The sequence below is a fragment of the Corynebacterium sp. HMSC075F02 genome (assembly GCF_001838335.1).
In the GTDB taxonomy this organism is placed as follows: Bacteria; Actinomycetota; Actinomycetes; order Mycobacteriales; family Mycobacteriaceae; genus Corynebacterium; species Corynebacterium jeikeium_D.
On record NZ_KV836308.1, the window covers coordinates 106,853 to 121,989 of the forward strand.

A 15,137-nucleotide genomic window follows, 5' to 3' on the forward strand; every position below is an offset into this window, starting at 1 on the left:
CATTAGTAACAGGAATCACGTTTATAGCAGGGGATGGCCGCCCAATACCTACTTGCCAATACCTACTTGCGAACCGCCACTACGAACGGGCCGACCTGGTTTAGCTTCCAGTGCTTCTCAAATGCAGAGCGGGCAAAATTCAGGCTCCGGAAGACCACATTCGGATTGTTCGGATAGATATCATCCGCGATGTCCAACGTCAGTGGAGCGGCATCCTCGCCATCAGGTGTCTCGACCTCGCCCCGCAGCACAATGGCATCCGGTCCGCGCCACGGCGTTGCATCCATGGCCTGCACGAGCTCATCGGGATCGCGAATCTCCGACCATTCCTCCAATGCCTGATTACGGCGGTCAAACTCACCCAGAGGGTTAGCGTAGTGGCTGGTCAGTGCCTGGAATCCATACCAGGGATAGAGTGCTTGGAAATTCTTCTCATCCGTCAGCACCACTGTCTGGGCCGGATCGAGCCCGGCCTCCTTCAGCGTTTGGTCCACCGCTGAGTACCACGCCCCGGCATTCGGTGGGAAGCGGTCCGCGCGCTCGCCGTTACCGTCGGTGTCGGTATGCGCCAAGTCGATGGCACCATGCAACTTATTCGGAATCGACTGCGCGTAGCCAATGCCCGCCAGCAGCAAGACTGCCGCCATTACCGCGGAAACGCGCTTGGCAATGTGAGCTGGTGCCGCCTGCGGCCAATACTTCTCGATGCCGTTGAGACGGGCGTCGGCAAGCGCGACCACACCAGCCGCAATCAACATAAACGTAATCGGTGCGGTGAGGCGGAACCCCAGCAGTGTGCGTCCGAGCAACGTCGCCACCATCGAGGCAACTACCCAGCCATAGAGCACCAGCGTGCCCAGGCCGAGCGCGCGGGCATCCGGCTCCGTGGCGCTGACCAGCATGCGCACGACACCGATGAAACACAGCACACCGATCACGCTGGCAGCGAGCATCGGCAAAGGCAGCTGCGCGCCCTCTGGCGGCAGGTAATGCGTCGCTGTCGCGCCCGAGCGCGGTGCGCCCGCCGCAACCGCCAGCATGTACGGACCCCACACCGTCGCCGCAATCAGCATCGATCCCACGCCCATAATGATCAGGCGCACTACGGGCATCCAAGAGCTTGACGACGTCCACGCGACCACGGCCAACACGACCACAATAAGCGCGCCTACGGCAGTGTAAAGAGTGTAGAAAGTCGCAGAAATACCCAGGAAGACGAGCACGCCAAACATGGCGGACCAGGCGCCGGTGAGACCGCGCCAGGCCATCACGGTCATCGCCGGAAGGCCCATAGCAACGACTGCGGCGTAGGGCTCATCGGCGACAGTCGCCAGGGCGACCGCCGTGGTTGTCAGCGCAATGCCAGTGGCTACGGGCAGGGAGCCACTCAGGCGTTGCCACACCGGGACCAAAACACAGCCAGCGGCAGCGAGTGTAATCAATGCCCAGGGCTGGAAGACCTCCCAGCCGGCAATGCCAAGAATATTGGCCAGGCGTCCGCCCAGGAAGAACCAACCAGCTGGGTAGAAAGACGGGATGTCGATGTACGACATGTCATGCAGGCCAGGCTCCGAGGCCATCCTGGTGAGGTACTCAGTGCGGAACTCCTGGTCGACGGACAGACCGTCCAACCACAGCCTGGTCGAGCCCAGCGGGAGGCCGACGGCAGAGACCACCAAGATGGCCGGTGACATGTAAGCCATCAGATACGTCAACCACGTTAGCCACCGGGGGCGATTATCTTTGCCCTTGGTGGCGAAGAAATACAGCAGGACGGTGGTGAGCGTCAGCGTGATGACAATCAGCGCTGTTGCGACTGCCCTGGTCAGCTGCGAGCCGCCAAAGGCCGGCAGCGACAGGCGGTGGAACACAAACCAGGACGCTAGAGCGATAACCGAACCGCCCACAAGCGCAGCAACTAGGTAGAGGAGGGCAGCCTTGAGGGAGAGCTGGTCATCGTTGAAGATCTCGTAGCGATCTTCGTCAACCAGCTCACTGTAGGATCGTGCGCCCGTTGTGTTGGCGCTAGTGTTGTCGGCACCCGTGGTGTCAGCGCTCGAGGTTTCGGCCTGCTTGTCTACCATGCCCTCAAGTTTTGCACAGGAACCGGACTCCGACGAACGGCGGAGCTAAAGGTGGGTACGTCAGCCCGTCAAGCCCCGCTGAGTTCTATCGAGTCCTTCGAAACCCGCTCTTAAATCGGCAGCTTCTTGAAGATCGGGCGCGGAATGTGCTTCAGCACCATCATCACCAGCTGGAATGCCGGCGGAGCCCAGACCAGTGTCTTACCGGCCTCGACGGACTTCACCGCGAGCTTGGCGACATCTTCCTTGTTCACAGTCAGCGGGGCCTCGTCCACGTCAGCGGACATACGGGTACGGACCTGACCCGGGCGGATAACCAGGGTCTTGACGCCGTACTCCTCCAGGGCCTCACCCAGGTTCAGGTAGAAACCATCCAGGCCGGCCTTGGTGGAACCGTAGACAAAGTTGGAGCGACGCACGCGCTCACCAGCAACGGAGGACATGGCAATGAACTGGCCGTGACCCTGCGCCTTGAACTTCTGACCAACCAGAACACCCATCGACACCGCGCCGGTGTAGTTGATGTTCGCAGCCAGGACGGCCTTGCGCTGGTTCTGCCAGAGCTCCTCGGCGTCGCCAAGCATGCCAAACGCGACGATGCAGATATCCACGTCGCCGTCGGCAAATGCCTTCTCGACGACCTCCGGGTGGGAGTCGAAGTCCGTTGCGTCGAAGTCGAGGGTGACCACCTCGGAAGCGCCGGCGGCCTTCATCTTCTCAGCGGAGGCCTCGCGCAGTGGATCGTTGGGCAGGGAAGCCAGGATGACCTTGGCCGGGCCCTTCTTCAGGAACTCGGCGGTAATAGCCAGGCCGATTTCACTAGTGCCGCCGAGCAGCAGGATGGACTGGGCAGCGCCTACAGCATTAATCATTGGGGCTTAAATCCTCTCGGTTCTTTTAGTGCAGTTCCAGTCGACGCGACATGTCAGAGGCGAAGACACCGTGCGGGTCGATCTCGTTGCGGGTGTTCAGCCAGCTCTGCATCTCGGGGTACATCTGGTGGAAGTTAGCGGCGGAAGTGCGCGATTCCTTGGCCAGGTAGAGGCGGCCGCCGAACTCCATGACGCGCTTATCCAGATCATCGAGGAAGGCGCCCAGACCCGGCTTGATCGGGAAGTCCACGCAGACGTTCCAACCCGGCATCGGGTAGGACAGTGGGGCCTTGTTGCCGGGGCCAAAGAGCTTGAACACGTTGAGCGCGGAGTAGTGGCCGGAGCGCTGCATGTCCCGGATGATGTCCTTGAAAGGCTCGACGGCGTCGGTCGGTACCACGAACTGGTACTGCAGGAAGCCGTTGGAGCCGTAGCCACGGTTCCACTCGCCGATGAGATCCAGCGGCTGGTAGAACTGGGTGAGGTTTTTGACCTGGTTACGCGCCGGGGCGCCCATGAGGTAGTAGGCCTCACCGATAGCCATGAGGGAAAGCTTATTCATGGTGAAGTTCGGGAAGATATCCGGAACCGTCATCAGCTGCGGAGCGTTGAACTTCAACGGATCCTTGGCCAGCTTCGGGGCGAATTCCTCCAGCTGCGCCAAGGTTGCCAGCGAACCGCGGGAAATAGTGGAACGGCCCAGCTTTGGCTCCGGGGAGATGACGTCGAACCACGCGGAGGAGTACGTGTAGTTGTGCTCCGAGCCATCGGAGTGGAATGCCACGGTCTCGTCGAGGTTATTCGTGCGGTCCGTATCAGCGATGAAGTAGGCCGTCTCGGTCTTGGTCATCTTGATCCGAGCGCGGACAATAATGCCGGTCAGGCCCATGCCGCCGACAGTTGCCCAGAACAACTTGCCGTCCGGGTCATCTGCAGAGCCCTCCGGCTCGAGGTGCAGGATACGGCCGTCAGCGACCAGCAGCTCCATCGACAGCACGTGGTTGCCGAAGGAACCTGCAGAGTGGTGGTTCTTACCGTGAATATCCGGACCAATGGCACCACCGATAGTGACCTGGCGAGTTCCCGGCAGCACCGGCACCCACAGGCCGTAGGGCAGTGCGGCCTTCATCAGCTGGTCCAGCGTGACACCGCCGTCGACATCAACAATCGCCGACTCCTGGTCAATGGAGTGAATCTTGTTGAGCTTCTGCATGTCGATGACCAGACCGCCCGAGTTCTGGGCGGGGTCGCCGTAAGAGCGGCCCATACCGCGGGCAATTACACCGCGGCGCAGGTGGGCAGGCTTGTCGGAGTTCTGGTCTGCGACAGCCTTGACGGCGTTAACGATTTCATCCAAGTCCGGCGTCGACAGCACCTGGGACTTAGCGGGGGCGGTACGACCCCAACCGGTCAGGGTCCTGGCTTCTGTGTGTACGGCTCCGTAGGCACCGTTCGAAGCATCGGTGCTGGACTTGCCGTTAGTGTTAGTGGACATCAAGGCTAGGCTACCCCTTTGCACCGGCTCCGTCGCCCGTGACGCTCCGAGGTGTTGGTCACGCTTGAGGCCGCGCACGGGCCGTCGGAAAGCGAGTGAAATGTACGGAGAGACTATAGATCCATAATTTTTCGGATCTCTTCCGGCAGCATTTCCTGCGAGGTGATCTGCGGGCCGTCGTACGCCTCGAGTGCGCGGTAGACCTGTGCGCGTTCCTTGCTGTCGAGGATGGGCAGTTCCTCAGCGAACAGCATGACCATCTGGTTCGACAGCGGGGTGTTGGTGTACTCGGCGGCCATGTTGATGGTTTCGCGCGGCTTCTTCTTGAAAAAGTCGAACATGCGATAAAGGCTACCCCGCGTGGGATCCGTCACTCGCGATACCATCAACCTCATGATGTCCACGCCTGCTGCTGCTCCGCAGACCCTTGCCGTATGTAGTTCCACATCGCCCGTTGTCATTTGGCATGTGGAGCTCTCGCCGTCCTTTGCAGGCGAGAGGTTGTCGGGTGCATGGCTGGTGGATCCGCTTGACGACGGAGCCCTGGAGACCGCCACCAATCTGCTCACCGGTTGCTTTGTTGCGTCTGTGACCGCGGGCGATGGTGACGGTGACGCTGCGGCAGAGAGTGCAGAGAGCGCTGAGGGGGCGGACCTGCTATCGCATGCGATTGAACAGGCAGGGGCCACGGTGGTGGACCTGCCGGCATCGGTGGCTGGCATTCGTGACCACATCGGACAGCTGCGCGCCGCCGCGAAGGAAGAGAAGGCCAAGCCCGGCAAGGGAAATCTGACGGAGCCGCGGTTCCCCAAGGTCAACGACGTAGAGGTTATTGATTTTCCGCATGTAGGCGAAGAAGTCGCAGGGCCGGTGCTGGGGCTTGCCCGCGGGGTAGAAGAGCTGGTGGCGCAGTGGACCGCGGTGGAGTCGCAGCGCCTGCGTCGCAAGTACTTGGTAGAGCCGTGGGGTGCGGAGCCGCGCCAGATTCCGCTGGTAAAAACGCGCGCATTGTAGCGAGTTTTTGCCATCCAGGCCACATTGTTTTTCCTGCGTACGCTGTGAGGTATGGCAGCACAGACCGATAACGTAGTCGCCTTCCCAGGCGTTCGCGTGGCCACGGAACCGGCCACGCTCATTATCGGTGCCTCTTTAGAGGAAGAACCGTGCAGTGCCCACCGCGTCTTCGGGGTCAATGACCAGATGGATCTGCGAAGCCTGTCCCGCGTGTTAGCGGTCATCTTTGGGTGGGGCGAGGAAAGCGTGCCGACGAAGTTCCATTTGCCCGGCTCTGCGGTGGAGTCTGCGGCGCAGCTGGTGACTGGCGGCAGACCCGCAGCGGTCGGAGTCGTCGATGTTCCCCTGTCCACCACAGTTGCCGAGGTGCTGCAAAGTCCCGGCGATACCCTTATCTGGCAGTGGGGCTTGTGGGAACATACCTTGCAGGTCAGAGAAGCTTTTGCCCGCGATGAGGCCACCCCGGATGCCCTGTGTATCGGTGGCTCGGGCTCTATCCGCGCACTGGGAGATGTGGACGCGGAGGAGCCGGTAGATATTGCCGCAATCAATAGGGAATTGACCGGACGGGACTCTATTCAAAATACGTTGGCCACCGCTCGTGCTGATGTGGTGGACATCATCGAGCGGTCGGGGGTGTTTGAATTCGTGCCCCTGTTACAGGCTCTGGACCTGCAGAGGTCGGAATCAACCGCGCTGGAATTGACCGGGGAGGCGGGGGAGAGCGTCGTTAAGCGATTGCGCGCATTGCCTATAGAGGACGCCGAGAAAGACCCGGCCGGGCACGATGCGGCGTTGGTGGAGCTGCTGTGTTTGGCGGCGCTGACCTCGGATGAGCTACGGCATGATGTGGCGGCGCATGTCATGGAGCGCCTCGGCTGGGAGAGCGACGAGGGCATCCCGCTATCCGGCGAGGACGTGGAGGAATTGGCAGCGGCTAGCTGGGCGGAGATGAGCGCGCTGGGGCTAGCTGGGGAGGATACGCTCTCGCCGGTGGAGCGGCTGGATCTACTGCGTGAGGCGCTGCGACGTTAGATTTTTTCTCCTCTTTATTGCCTGTTTATGTTCGCGCTGGCTGTTTGTTAGCTGGCCGGTGGCCTAGAATTCCTAGGCGTGTCAGCGAATGAAACAGCAAATGAAAACCCGAACCGCGACAACGGCAAGCTCGGAAACGGCTCCCACGAAAACGGATTTGTCGTAGAGGACTCGGCCGCAGTGCCAATGGCGACGGAGACCAAGGACGAGCACGGACTGAAAGTGCAGATGATGCGCTTTATCATCTCCGGCGTCATCGCGGCGGTGGTGGACTTCGGCCTGACGTTCATCATGCTCAACGCCTTCGGGGCGACCAACTTCTGGGGTAAGACGGTCGGCTGGGTTTTCGGCACGATTACGGCGTACATCATTAACAGCCGCTGGACCTTCAAGTCGAAGTCCTCGGCGAAGAAGGTGCTGGCAGTTGCGGTGCTGTACTTGATTACTTACGCCACACAGGTCGGCATCTTTAATGTGTTGCAGCCCTGGCTTGTCGAGGCCTGGGATTGGAACGCGCAGTGGGCACAGTTCGGCGCATTCGTCGTCGCACAGGGCGTTGCGACGGTAATTAACTTCATCATTCAGCGTGTATTCATCTTCCGTGTGAAATAGCGCGATACGCTGGGGGACGTGACTTCGACTGCTTCTAATAAGGAATCCACTCAGCTGACCGCCGAAACCGATGTTGACATGCTGACTATTCAGCGCGTGCTGTTTGCTCCGCCCGCAGACTGGGTGGAGCCGGATTTGTACTACCGAGTCGAAGGCGTTGGCGCCTACGACAGCTCGGTGCAGGCCACCCGTAACTCGATCACGCTCGGTCGCCACACCGTGGTGCGCACTGACACCTACTTCGGTCGCTTCCGAGCTTCTTACTGGCAGCGCTGGACCTCAATTAAGCAGGTCGAAATCCGTGCGCGCGTGGTCGGTTCCGCGCGTGTGCTGGCCTACACCGAAGATATTGGGGGCCACCTCCGCTTGGAGGACTCCTGGGCAGCGGGCGGCTCGGATGCCGACGGCAACTGGACCGGTGAGCACTCGCCGATGTCAGGTTCTGCCAATGAAGAGGTGCGCCTGACCGTCCCGCTGGACCGCTTCGCCGATGGCGGTGCCATTCACTTGCGCTTCGACACCGAGGACGCAGGCGCAAAGATTTCCGATGTCCGCTATGTTGTGCCCAAGTCGGCTATCAAGCGCGATATTCCGACTGACCTGGTCATTTGTTCCTACAACCGGCCGGTTGACTGTGCTCGAACCGTCGCCACGCTGGCAGAGGACCTGCCAGCCCTTGAGCGCGTTCGCACCATCCGCGTCGTTGACCAGGGCGAACAGCACCCGGCCGACGAAGCCGACTTCATCCAGGCCAAGGAGATCCTCGGCGAGCGTCTGAACGTTGTCCACCAGCCGAACCTCGGCGGCGCCGGCGGTTTCTCCCGCGGCATGCGCGACGCCACCGCTGCGGGCGACTGCATGGTTCTGCTTACCGACGACGACATCCGCCCCGAGCCCGAAACCACCTTGCGCCTATCCGCCCTGGCCGTATGCGCGGAAAAGCCGATGCTGCTCGGCGCGCAGATGCTCTTCCTGTTCAACCCGACCAGCCTCTTCCGCACCGGCGAGACCTACAACTGGAAGGCGCTGACCGTCGAGGAGAACGACCCCAAGTTCGGTTACGCCGACGTGGACGTGCGCAAGTACCACCAGCTGCGTCGCCTGGGCGTTGACTACAACGCCTGGTGGACCTGCCTGGTGCCGTCCGAGGTCATTAAGAAGATTGGCCTGGCGCTGCCGCTGTTCTTCCAGTACGACGACATCGACTACGGATTCCGCGCCGCCAAGGCCGGTTACCCGACTGACACCATTCCGGGCGCAGCCGTCTGGCACGCCGATTTCTACTGGAAGGACATCGAAAACGCCGCCCAGTACTTCGGCCTGCGCAACTCCCTCATCGCCGCCACCATGCACGGCGATGTCACCGCAAAGGACATGGTCAACGTCGCTTCACGACGAATCCTCTCGAACCTAGTCTCTATGCGCTACGGTCTGGCCTGGACGCAGATGGAAGCTGTTCGTGACCTGCTGCGTGGCCCGGAGGTGCTGAAGAACGCATCGCAGGGCGACTTCGCTCGCATTTCTGCTGGTCGAAAGAACTTCCCGGAGACCGAGCTGCTGCCGATGCACGAGATGCCGGGTGGTCTGACCCCAGTTCGTCCGCCGTCACACGAGATCTCCAGCGAAAACAAGACGATGGCAAAGCGGCTTGCGTACACCCAGATGGGTAAGAAGCGCCCGGGGCCGGTGGCTGTGGCCTTCGAGGACTCCTTCTGGTGGCACATTTCCACCTTCGACGACGTCTGGGTCACCGATGCCTCCCAGAACGGTGTGCGTCACCTGGTCCGCGACCTGGATAAGGAAAAGTCCATGCGCGCCGAGACCATCAGCCTCATGCGCGAACTGTCCTCCAAGTGGGACGACCTTGCGAAGCAGTGGCGTGCCGCCGTGCCATCTTTGACCAGCGAAGACAACTGGGAAAAGTTCTTCCAAGGCGAGTAGTTCTTCAATCATGACCACGCACACACCCACGCCTTCGACTAGCTCAGGTGACAAAACCCGCAAACAGCTCATCACCATCTTGGTGCTGCTGGTGTTGATTATCCTTGCGATGGTCGTGTTCCTAATAACCAAGATTTCCGGGGATCGAGGTGGCGATTCGGCGGCTGCCGAGGGCAGTGCGTCGTCGTCAAGCGAAAATGGCGATGCGCAGGTGCAGGCGCAGGCGGAGAAGGCCGTCGTTGTGTACAAGCAGGTGCTGGCGAACCCGGCGCCACTGCAGACTTTTGTCGGAGAAGTTAGCCCCGGTGGGGCGATGAAATATGCGCTCGTGCATCTTGATGATGGGTGCGTGCCCGAGCTGGTGCTGAACTATGGCACAAGTGCGATGAGCGCCGAAATTGATGCGATTGGTGTCTACGGCGTTGACGAGAATGGTCAGGAAATTCAGTTTCAGAATTCCTACCATGACGGCGTGACTTCTGTGGGCGGTGTACGTCGCGCTCTTCAGCGAGCTACTGGTCAGCCGGGTATGTTCTCGTTTTCTGCAGAGAGGATGGGGCGCGATCAGGAAGATTTGCTGGTGACGCGCCAGGGCAATGAGCTGGTGGAAACGCCTGCGAATCCGGGTGCCGGGGAGTTCGAACAGTTTAACTGGATTCCGGTTGACAACCTGGATGTCGTCGAGGCCATTGCTGCTGGTAATGACTGCGCGCCGGGCTCGGGCTCGAATGGTACTGGCGCTGATGGTGGTAACGGTGGCAACGGTGGCCCGAATCCGACGGCGGGGCAGCAGGCTTCGGGGTCGGGTTCGAACTCGGACTCGGGCTCGGGTTCGCAGTCTGGGGCTTCGGGTTCTAGTTCGCAGGGGTCGAGCAACGGAACCAGCGGCCAGCAGACCGTGACCGGTACTGTGAAGGTTTTCCAGAATCGAGCCGAGGTTCTCGCTTATCAGCAGCGTGAGGATCCCAACCCCCATACTGCCGACGATCGACAATTTGCGATTCTGGTTCTCGACCAGCCAACTGAAGTGACAGCAAAGCTTGCAGGAAGTAATGAATCTGAGACACGCACTATTGACCATGTCGTGATTAACCCAAGTCTCCACAGCGACGGGGAAAGGGTAACGATTAGCTTCTCAGCTGACGAGAAGTACTGGCCGTCAGACACCGGCATTCCGTTCGGTCTCGCAGTTGAGGACGGCGCCAAGTACTAAGTAAGCGACAGCTGGGTGTCCGCAGCTAGTTATCCACAGCCGCCAAATTGTCCACAGAAACGGGCAATTCGGCGGCTTTTCTGCTGCCAATTTCCGCGGGGTCGACCATAACTAAAGGCACTAATTCCAATGCGTGAATTCCTGTAGCCCACCTCGGGGAGCGTGCCTAAACCAATGCCTAACTGGACTTACGATTCCGATGGCCTCATCCACGCGGCTTCGCAGAAACAAATCAAGCATCCTTGTGAATATGTCAGTGCCAAGTCAGAGCTGGATAATCTGCACGGGCACGTCGGAAGCGCAAATATTCGAGATGGATCCCTGCTCAGACTGGCGTACGGCACATACATCGAGTGCTCTCGCTGGAATGCGCTGTCAGCATTCGAACGTTTTCAACTGCAGATAAAGGCACTGGTCAAGCCAGGTTCCGGGACAATCATTACGGGTGAAGCAGCCGCTGCGTTGCATGGCATCCCGTTGCTTGTTCGAAATGCCACAATCGCGCTTGCCAATTCCGGCCTGCGCCGACCTGGCGGCGGATTGCGCCATGTCGGTGACAGAATCCTCGAACAAGACATCGTTCGCATTGGTGGGCGCTGCGTTACCGATGTGCCGAAAACCGTCATCGATATCTGCCGCACCGCCGAGTCCGAAAACGGGCCAGTCATCGTTGACACCGCACTGCGACAGTGGTGTGACCTCGAAGAACTGCACACCGTCCTCACAAATTACCCACGTTCGCCGGGTACCCGCCGCGCCCGCGAGCTACTTCGAACTGCCAGCGCACACAGCGAAACCATCGGTGAGTCAATCACAAAGAAATGCATAATCGACTCAGGAATTGCCACGCTTTACGACGAAAAATGCGTGCTCATGCAGCAAGTCGAGTTCTATGACAGTGAAGGATTCATTGGGCGCGTCGATTTTTATGTGCCTCATCTGAATTTGATCATTGAGTTCGATGGGCTGATTAAGTATTCCGGTGGCGGGGTAGCAGCTACGGAGACTGTGCTTCTGAAAGAGCAAGCTCGCGAGAAGCGTCTGCGAAACCTCCACTTAGATGTACTCCGCTTCCAATGGTCACAGGTCATTAATGGGGACTGCGTGGAGGTCTTGCGACAGTTCGCTATTCGGCAGAGGCAGCGCATTCAGGCAGGTGGGTTGGTATTTTCGTCCGAAGTTGGGCGTTTTCGTCAAGCCACTGTCCCGTATAAAGATCGGCAGCTCCGTGAGTCCAGAATCCAGGAGCGTAAGCAGCGTTTGCAGCTTCTGGAAAATGCACCGGCCTCGCGCGACTCAGGCTAAGTTCAGCTGCTGACCTATTGCAATTGTGCTGACTTATGGCCAACTTTCCGCCACTTGTCGATGACTTTTCAGGACTTATGGCCACGCTGTTGGCCTGGCCCGCGCACTTATCGTAGGACTATTCACTTATGCGCAGGCTGTAGCGCATCGATGAGTGAATACCTCATCGATATGTCAGTGGAGGAGAAGGGAACCAGGGGTTAGGTAACACTTTTGCGCACTGAGCACTCGAAATGCGGACTACACGACCCGGGCGAGATCAAATATGCAGGCCAGCGCCTCAGCCTCAGCCCCACCAGCCGCAACGTCTGCGCTCCAGGCCAGTGCCACAGCCTCAGCCCCAATGCCAGCGCCGCAACGCCAGCCCGAACTACTTCGACTTTGGATCGAAGCGCTCGAAGTTCTCCGCGCGCCCCTGCTTCAGTAGCTTGAACCAGCGGTAGAAGCCGCGGACATCGCGGCGCTGGACCAGGAAGAACCAGCCGAAGCGCAGGAACTCCTGTGGCATGAGCTTGCGCATGCCAGGCTGGCTCATCAGGTAGCCACGGTTGCGGTAGGTGAAGTAGCGCTTGAAGTCATTGGTCGGGTACTGCGTGTGCATTTTGCCGCCGAGAATGGGCACAAATTCACCCGAACCGGAGGGGTGCAGGTAGGCCGTCGTCAAGCATGTGCCGAACCGGAGGCCGGAGCGGACCAGGCGGCGGTGGAATTCGACCTCGTCGCCGCGGATGAATAGGCGGTAGTCGGGAACGCCGAGCTGTTCCAGCGAGCGGGCGCTAAACAGCGCGCCGTTGAACAGGGATGCGATGCCGGGCAGGAGGTCGTGGTTGCCGTCGATGGTTTCGAGGTCGCTAGGCAGTTCGAGCCCGGTCGCAGCCTTCTGATCTGCAAAGTTGGTGAACCATCTCCGCCCCTCAGAGTCGTTCACTGCCGGGAGTTTGGGGTTGATGCCGCTTTCGAAAAGCTCCTCGCGATGACGGCGCCACACCAGCCCGCGGCGCAGGGGGAATGCCAGCTTGTTCGGGGCCTTAATATCGCAGACCACCGGCGAGACAGCGTCGAGCTGGTGACGTCGCGCGCAGCTGTGCAGCGCCTTCAGCACGTAGGAGTCCTCCGGGCGCCCGTCATCATCGGCGCACCAAATCCACTCCGCGCCCAGCGACAGCGCAGTCAGCATACCCAGTGCGAAACCACCAGCGCCGCCCAAGTTCGTCTTGGAGCCGAAGTAGTGAATTTCCGGCGCCGATCCGCTTTCCGACGACTGCTGCGCCGCCACCTGCTCAGCGAGCTCCTTGACCTTCGGGTCATTGCCGTTGTCGACGATGATGAGCCATTTCGGCATGTGGGTCTGGCTGGCAACGATGGGAAGCGATTGACGCAGGTCCTCGATGCGGTTGTGAGTCACCACGATTGCGGCCGTTGCTGCCTCATCGTGCTTTGGGTGGTCAGCCGAGTTTTCGCTCACTTCGTTCTCCATCGGGGACGTACCGTTTATTACTGTTTTTATTGCTGTCTATCTTGCCATGTTGCTCCGGGTGAGCAATTCGCCAACCATCCGCGCCGCCCGCAATCTGCCCACGAGCCGCTCGCTAGGCCACTATGGACCCGCACCCGGCTCCCCGCGAAGCTACTACCGGCGCTGCGCGAGCACGTTGCGCACCTGGTCGGCGGCTTCTTTACCTTCGTAGGCTTCGACCACTTCGTCGACAAGCCCTGCCTGTCGAACCGTACCGTGATCAATCCACAGTGCCGTGTCACACAGCTGCGCCAGGAATTCATTCGAGTGCGACGCAAACACCAGCAGACCGGAGCGGTCGACCAATTCGGTCAACTTCGTCCGGGCCTTCGCCATGAATGCGGCGTCGACGGCTCCGATGCCTTCGTCGAGAAGCAGGATCTCCGGCTCAATGGACGTGACCACACCGAGCGCCAAACGCACGCGCATACCGGTGGAGTAAGTGCGCAGCGGCATGTGCAGGTAATCGCCGAGTTCGGTGAATTCTGCGATTTCGTCGAGCTTGGATTTCATCTGCTTGCGCGTCTGCCCCAGGAACAGGCCACGGATGATGATGTTTTCCAGGCCGGAGATCTCCGGGTCCATGCCGACACCGAGGTCGAACACCGGAGCCACACGCCCGCGCACATCGGCGGCACCGCGCGTGGGCTCATAGATTCCCGACAGTAGTCGCAGCAGCGTGGATTTACCCGCTCCGTTGTGGCCTACCAAGCCGACGCGGTCGCCCTCGCGCAGATGGATGTTGATGTCCTTCAGCGCCTCAATGACCACGACATTGGAGTCATTGCGGCCAATCGCACCACCCGCGGCGCCGAGGAACGCCTTCTTCATCGACCGCGATTTGGCGTCGAAAATGGGGAAGTCAACGCACGCGTTGTAAGTATCAATGCTGACCATGCTTATCCCTTGCTAGTTCTATTCGCTTTACGACGGCCTTTGCGGCCTAAACCCAGTAGCTCACGCGGGAGCGCCACAGGCGCATGGCCCCGAGTGCCAGCAACAGGCCAACTGCGGTGCAGGCGAGGACGATCCACCAGTGGTAGGTATCCACCGGCTGGCCGGTCAGTGGGGCGCGGATGATTTCCAGGTAGTGGAACAGGGGATTGATCTCTGCGATGCGTGCGCGTTCGGCGACGGCACCGCCCTGTTCCTCCAGTGTCTTGGTGGTCCACACAATCGGAGTCATGTAAAACACCAGCTGAATTAGGGAATCCAGCAGTGGTGCCACGTCGCGGTAGCGCGTAGCGATGATGCCGAAGAACATCGTCACCCACACACCGTTGACCACCAGCAGCGCCATCGCGGGGATGACCAGGAAGAAGTTCCAGCCCAAATCCGGACGGAAGACCAGCACGAGGATCAGCCAGATCACCATGTTGTGGGCCAGGAAGAGCAGCTGCCGCCATACCAGCCTGTAGACGTGAACGCTCAGCGCGCTGGGCAACTGTTTGATCAGGCCTTCGTTTTCAATGAAGACGGTTGCGCCCTCGCGCACGCAGCCGGAGATGAATCCCCAGATGATCAGGCCAACGGTCACGTGTGGCAGGAAGAACGCCAGCTCCTGCTGGAACAGCAGCGAGTACAGCAGGCCGAGAGCCAGGGCCATCGCGCCGGTGGCAATGGTGATCCACAGTGGGCCAAGCGTGGAGCGGCGGTAGCGCTGCTTGATGTCCTGCCAGCCCAGCTGCAGCCACAGCTCACGCTGGCCGAAGCCGGTAACCAGATCCTGCCAGGCAGCGCCCATGGTGCGGGAACGCGACTTGAAAGCCGGTGCCTCACCCGTTGCGTCAGTTATGCGCGCAATGTCGCGACGGAGAGTTTCCTCCGTGCGGATAGCGGAGCCATTGCGCACAGTATTGGCCGGCTGGTCGGCTGCGTCTGCGGATTGGCAATCATTTTCTGCGTTAGTCACGTCTCCAAACTACTAGCAAGGGCGGATTAGATTGAATACCGACAGCGCCGGGCGAGCCATTATTCCACGTCGTGACGGCGAACAACGGTCGCGTGGGATGGTCGTCATTGGTGGTTACGTGGTGCTTCTGAGGCTGTT

General features: G+C 60.1%; 13 protein-coding genes. 6 read left to right on the forward strand and 7 right to left on the reverse strand.

Annotation, left to right across the window (positions count from 1 at the left end):
- Positions 1 to 62: 62 nt before the first annotated feature.
- From HMPREF2920_RS03595 to HMPREF2920_RS03610, 4 genes are all read right to left on the reverse strand, one after another.
- Positions 63 to 2,084, reverse strand: coding sequence for a galactan 5-O-arabinofuranosyltransferase (locus tag HMPREF2920_RS03595; protein ID WP_070854017.1), 2,022 nt, complete (start codon positions 2,082 to 2,084; stop codon positions 63 to 65).
- 110 nt (positions 2,085 to 2,194) lie between these two features.
- Positions 2,195 to 2,956 (reverse strand): decaprenylphospho-beta-D-erythro-pentofuranosid-2-ulose 2-reductase, encoded by a 762-nt coding sequence (locus tag HMPREF2920_RS03600; RefSeq protein ID WP_038627263.1) that lies wholly within the window; start codon positions 2,954 to 2,956, stop codon positions 2,195 to 2,197.
- A 25-nt stretch (positions 2,957 to 2,981) separates the two neighbouring features.
- A complete protein-coding gene (locus tag HMPREF2920_RS03605; RefSeq protein WP_070607246.1) occupies positions 2,982 to 4,451 on the reverse strand; it encodes a decaprenylphosphoryl-beta-D-ribose oxidase in 1,470 nt (489 codons plus the stop codon).
- A 113-nt stretch (positions 4,452 to 4,564) separates the two neighbouring features.
- On the reverse strand, positions 4,565 to 4,792 hold the full coding sequence (locus tag HMPREF2920_RS03610) for a hypothetical protein (RefSeq protein WP_005510976.1): 228 nt from the start codon (positions 4,790 to 4,792) through the stop codon (positions 4,565 to 4,567).
- Positions 4,793 to 4,811: 19 nt separating this feature from the next.
- Here HMPREF2920_RS03610 and HMPREF2920_RS03615 point away from each other — a divergent pair, with 19 nt between their 5' ends.
- From HMPREF2920_RS03615 to HMPREF2920_RS03640, 6 genes are all read left to right on the forward strand, one after another.
- Complete coding sequence (locus tag HMPREF2920_RS03615; protein ID WP_070854018.1) at positions 4,812 to 5,465, forward strand: hypothetical protein; 654 nt, start codon at positions 4,812 to 4,814, stop codon at positions 5,463 to 5,465.
- Positions 5,466 to 5,516: 51 nt separating this feature from the next.
- Positions 5,517 to 6,500, forward strand: a complete 984-nt coding sequence (locus HMPREF2920_RS03620) for a hypothetical protein (protein WP_049193889.1) — start codon at positions 5,517 to 5,519, stop codon at positions 6,498 to 6,500.
- A gap of 78 nt (positions 6,501 to 6,578) precedes the next feature.
- Positions 6,579 to 7,112, forward strand: coding sequence for a GtrA family protein (locus HMPREF2920_RS03625; RefSeq protein WP_053093006.1), 534 nt, complete (start codon positions 6,579 to 6,581; stop codon positions 7,110 to 7,112).
- Between the two features lie 18 nt (positions 7,113 to 7,130).
- Positions 7,131 to 9,053 carry a glycosyltransferase gene (locus HMPREF2920_RS03630; protein ID WP_016421829.1) on the forward strand — a complete coding sequence of 641 codons (1,923 nt, stop codon included), beginning with the start codon at positions 7,131 to 7,133 and terminating at the stop codon, positions 9,051 to 9,053.
- 10 nt (positions 9,054 to 9,063) lie between these two features.
- The gene (locus tag HMPREF2920_RS03635; protein WP_070566528.1) at positions 9,064 to 10,266 is read left to right on the forward strand and encodes a hypothetical protein; all 1,203 of its coding nucleotides are present in this window, start codon (positions 9,064 to 9,066) and stop codon (positions 10,264 to 10,266) included.
- Positions 10,267 to 10,440: 174 nt separating this feature from the next.
- Complete coding sequence (locus HMPREF2920_RS03640; protein WP_070547049.1) at positions 10,441 to 11,571, forward strand: PDDEXK family nuclease; 1,131 nt, start codon at positions 10,441 to 10,443, stop codon at positions 11,569 to 11,571.
- A gap of 370 nt (positions 11,572 to 11,941) precedes the next feature.
- On the opposite strand, the gene HMPREF2920_RS03645 is transcribed toward HMPREF2920_RS03640, so the two are convergent.
- The 3 genes from HMPREF2920_RS03645 to HMPREF2920_RS03655 all read right to left on the reverse strand — a co-directional run bounded on the left by HMPREF2920_RS03645 (position 11,942) and on the right by HMPREF2920_RS03655 (position 14,999).
- A complete protein-coding gene (locus HMPREF2920_RS03645) occupies positions 11,942 to 13,048 on the reverse strand; it encodes a glycosyltransferase (protein ID WP_070549350.1) in 1,107 nt (368 codons plus the stop codon).
- A 153-nt stretch (positions 13,049 to 13,201) separates the two neighbouring features.
- Positions 13,202 to 13,984, reverse strand: a complete 783-nt coding sequence (locus tag HMPREF2920_RS03650) for a galactan export ABC transporter ATP-binding subunit Wzt/RfbE (protein ID WP_038627279.1) — start codon at positions 13,982 to 13,984, stop codon at positions 13,202 to 13,204.
- 46 nt (positions 13,985 to 14,030) lie between these two features.
- Complete coding sequence (locus HMPREF2920_RS03655) at positions 14,031 to 14,999, reverse strand: galactan export ABC transporter permease subunit Wzm/RfbD (protein ID WP_083307902.1); 969 nt, start codon at positions 14,997 to 14,999, stop codon at positions 14,031 to 14,033.
- Between the last annotated feature and the right edge of the window lie 138 nt (positions 15,000 to 15,137).

Coding starts and splice junctions, on each gene's coding strand:
- HMPREF2920_RS03595 (WP_070854017.1), bottom strand. CDS start 2,084: ATGGTAGACAAGCAGGCCGAAACCTCGAGCGCTGACACCACGGGTGCC.
- HMPREF2920_RS03600 (WP_038627263.1), bottom strand. CDS start 2,956: ATGATTAATGCTGTAGGCGCTGCCCAGTCCATCCTGCTGCTCGGCGGC.
- HMPREF2920_RS03605 (WP_070607246.1), bottom strand. CDS start 4,451: ATGTCCACTAACACTAACGGCAAGTCCAGCACCGATGCTTCGAACGGT.
- HMPREF2920_RS03610 (WP_005510976.1), bottom strand. CDS start 4,792: ATGTTCGACTTTTTCAAGAAGAAGCCGCGCGAAACCATCAACATGGCC.
- HMPREF2920_RS03620 (WP_049193889.1), top strand. CDS start 5,517: ATGGCAGCACAGACCGATAACGTAGTCGCCTTCCCAGGCGTTCGCGTG.
- HMPREF2920_RS03635 (WP_070566528.1), top strand. CDS start 9,064: ATGACCACGCACACACCCACGCCTTCGACTAGCTCAGGTGACAAAACC.
- HMPREF2920_RS03640 (WP_070547049.1), top strand. CDS start 10,441: ATGCCTAACTGGACTTACGATTCCGATGGCCTCATCCACGCGGCTTCG.
- HMPREF2920_RS03645 (WP_070549350.1), bottom strand. CDS start 13,048: ATGGAGAACGAAGTGAGCGAAAACTCGGCTGACCACCCAAAGCACGAT.
- HMPREF2920_RS03650 (WP_038627279.1), bottom strand. CDS start 13,984: ATGGTCAGCATTGATACTTACAACGCGTGCGTTGACTTCCCCATTTTC.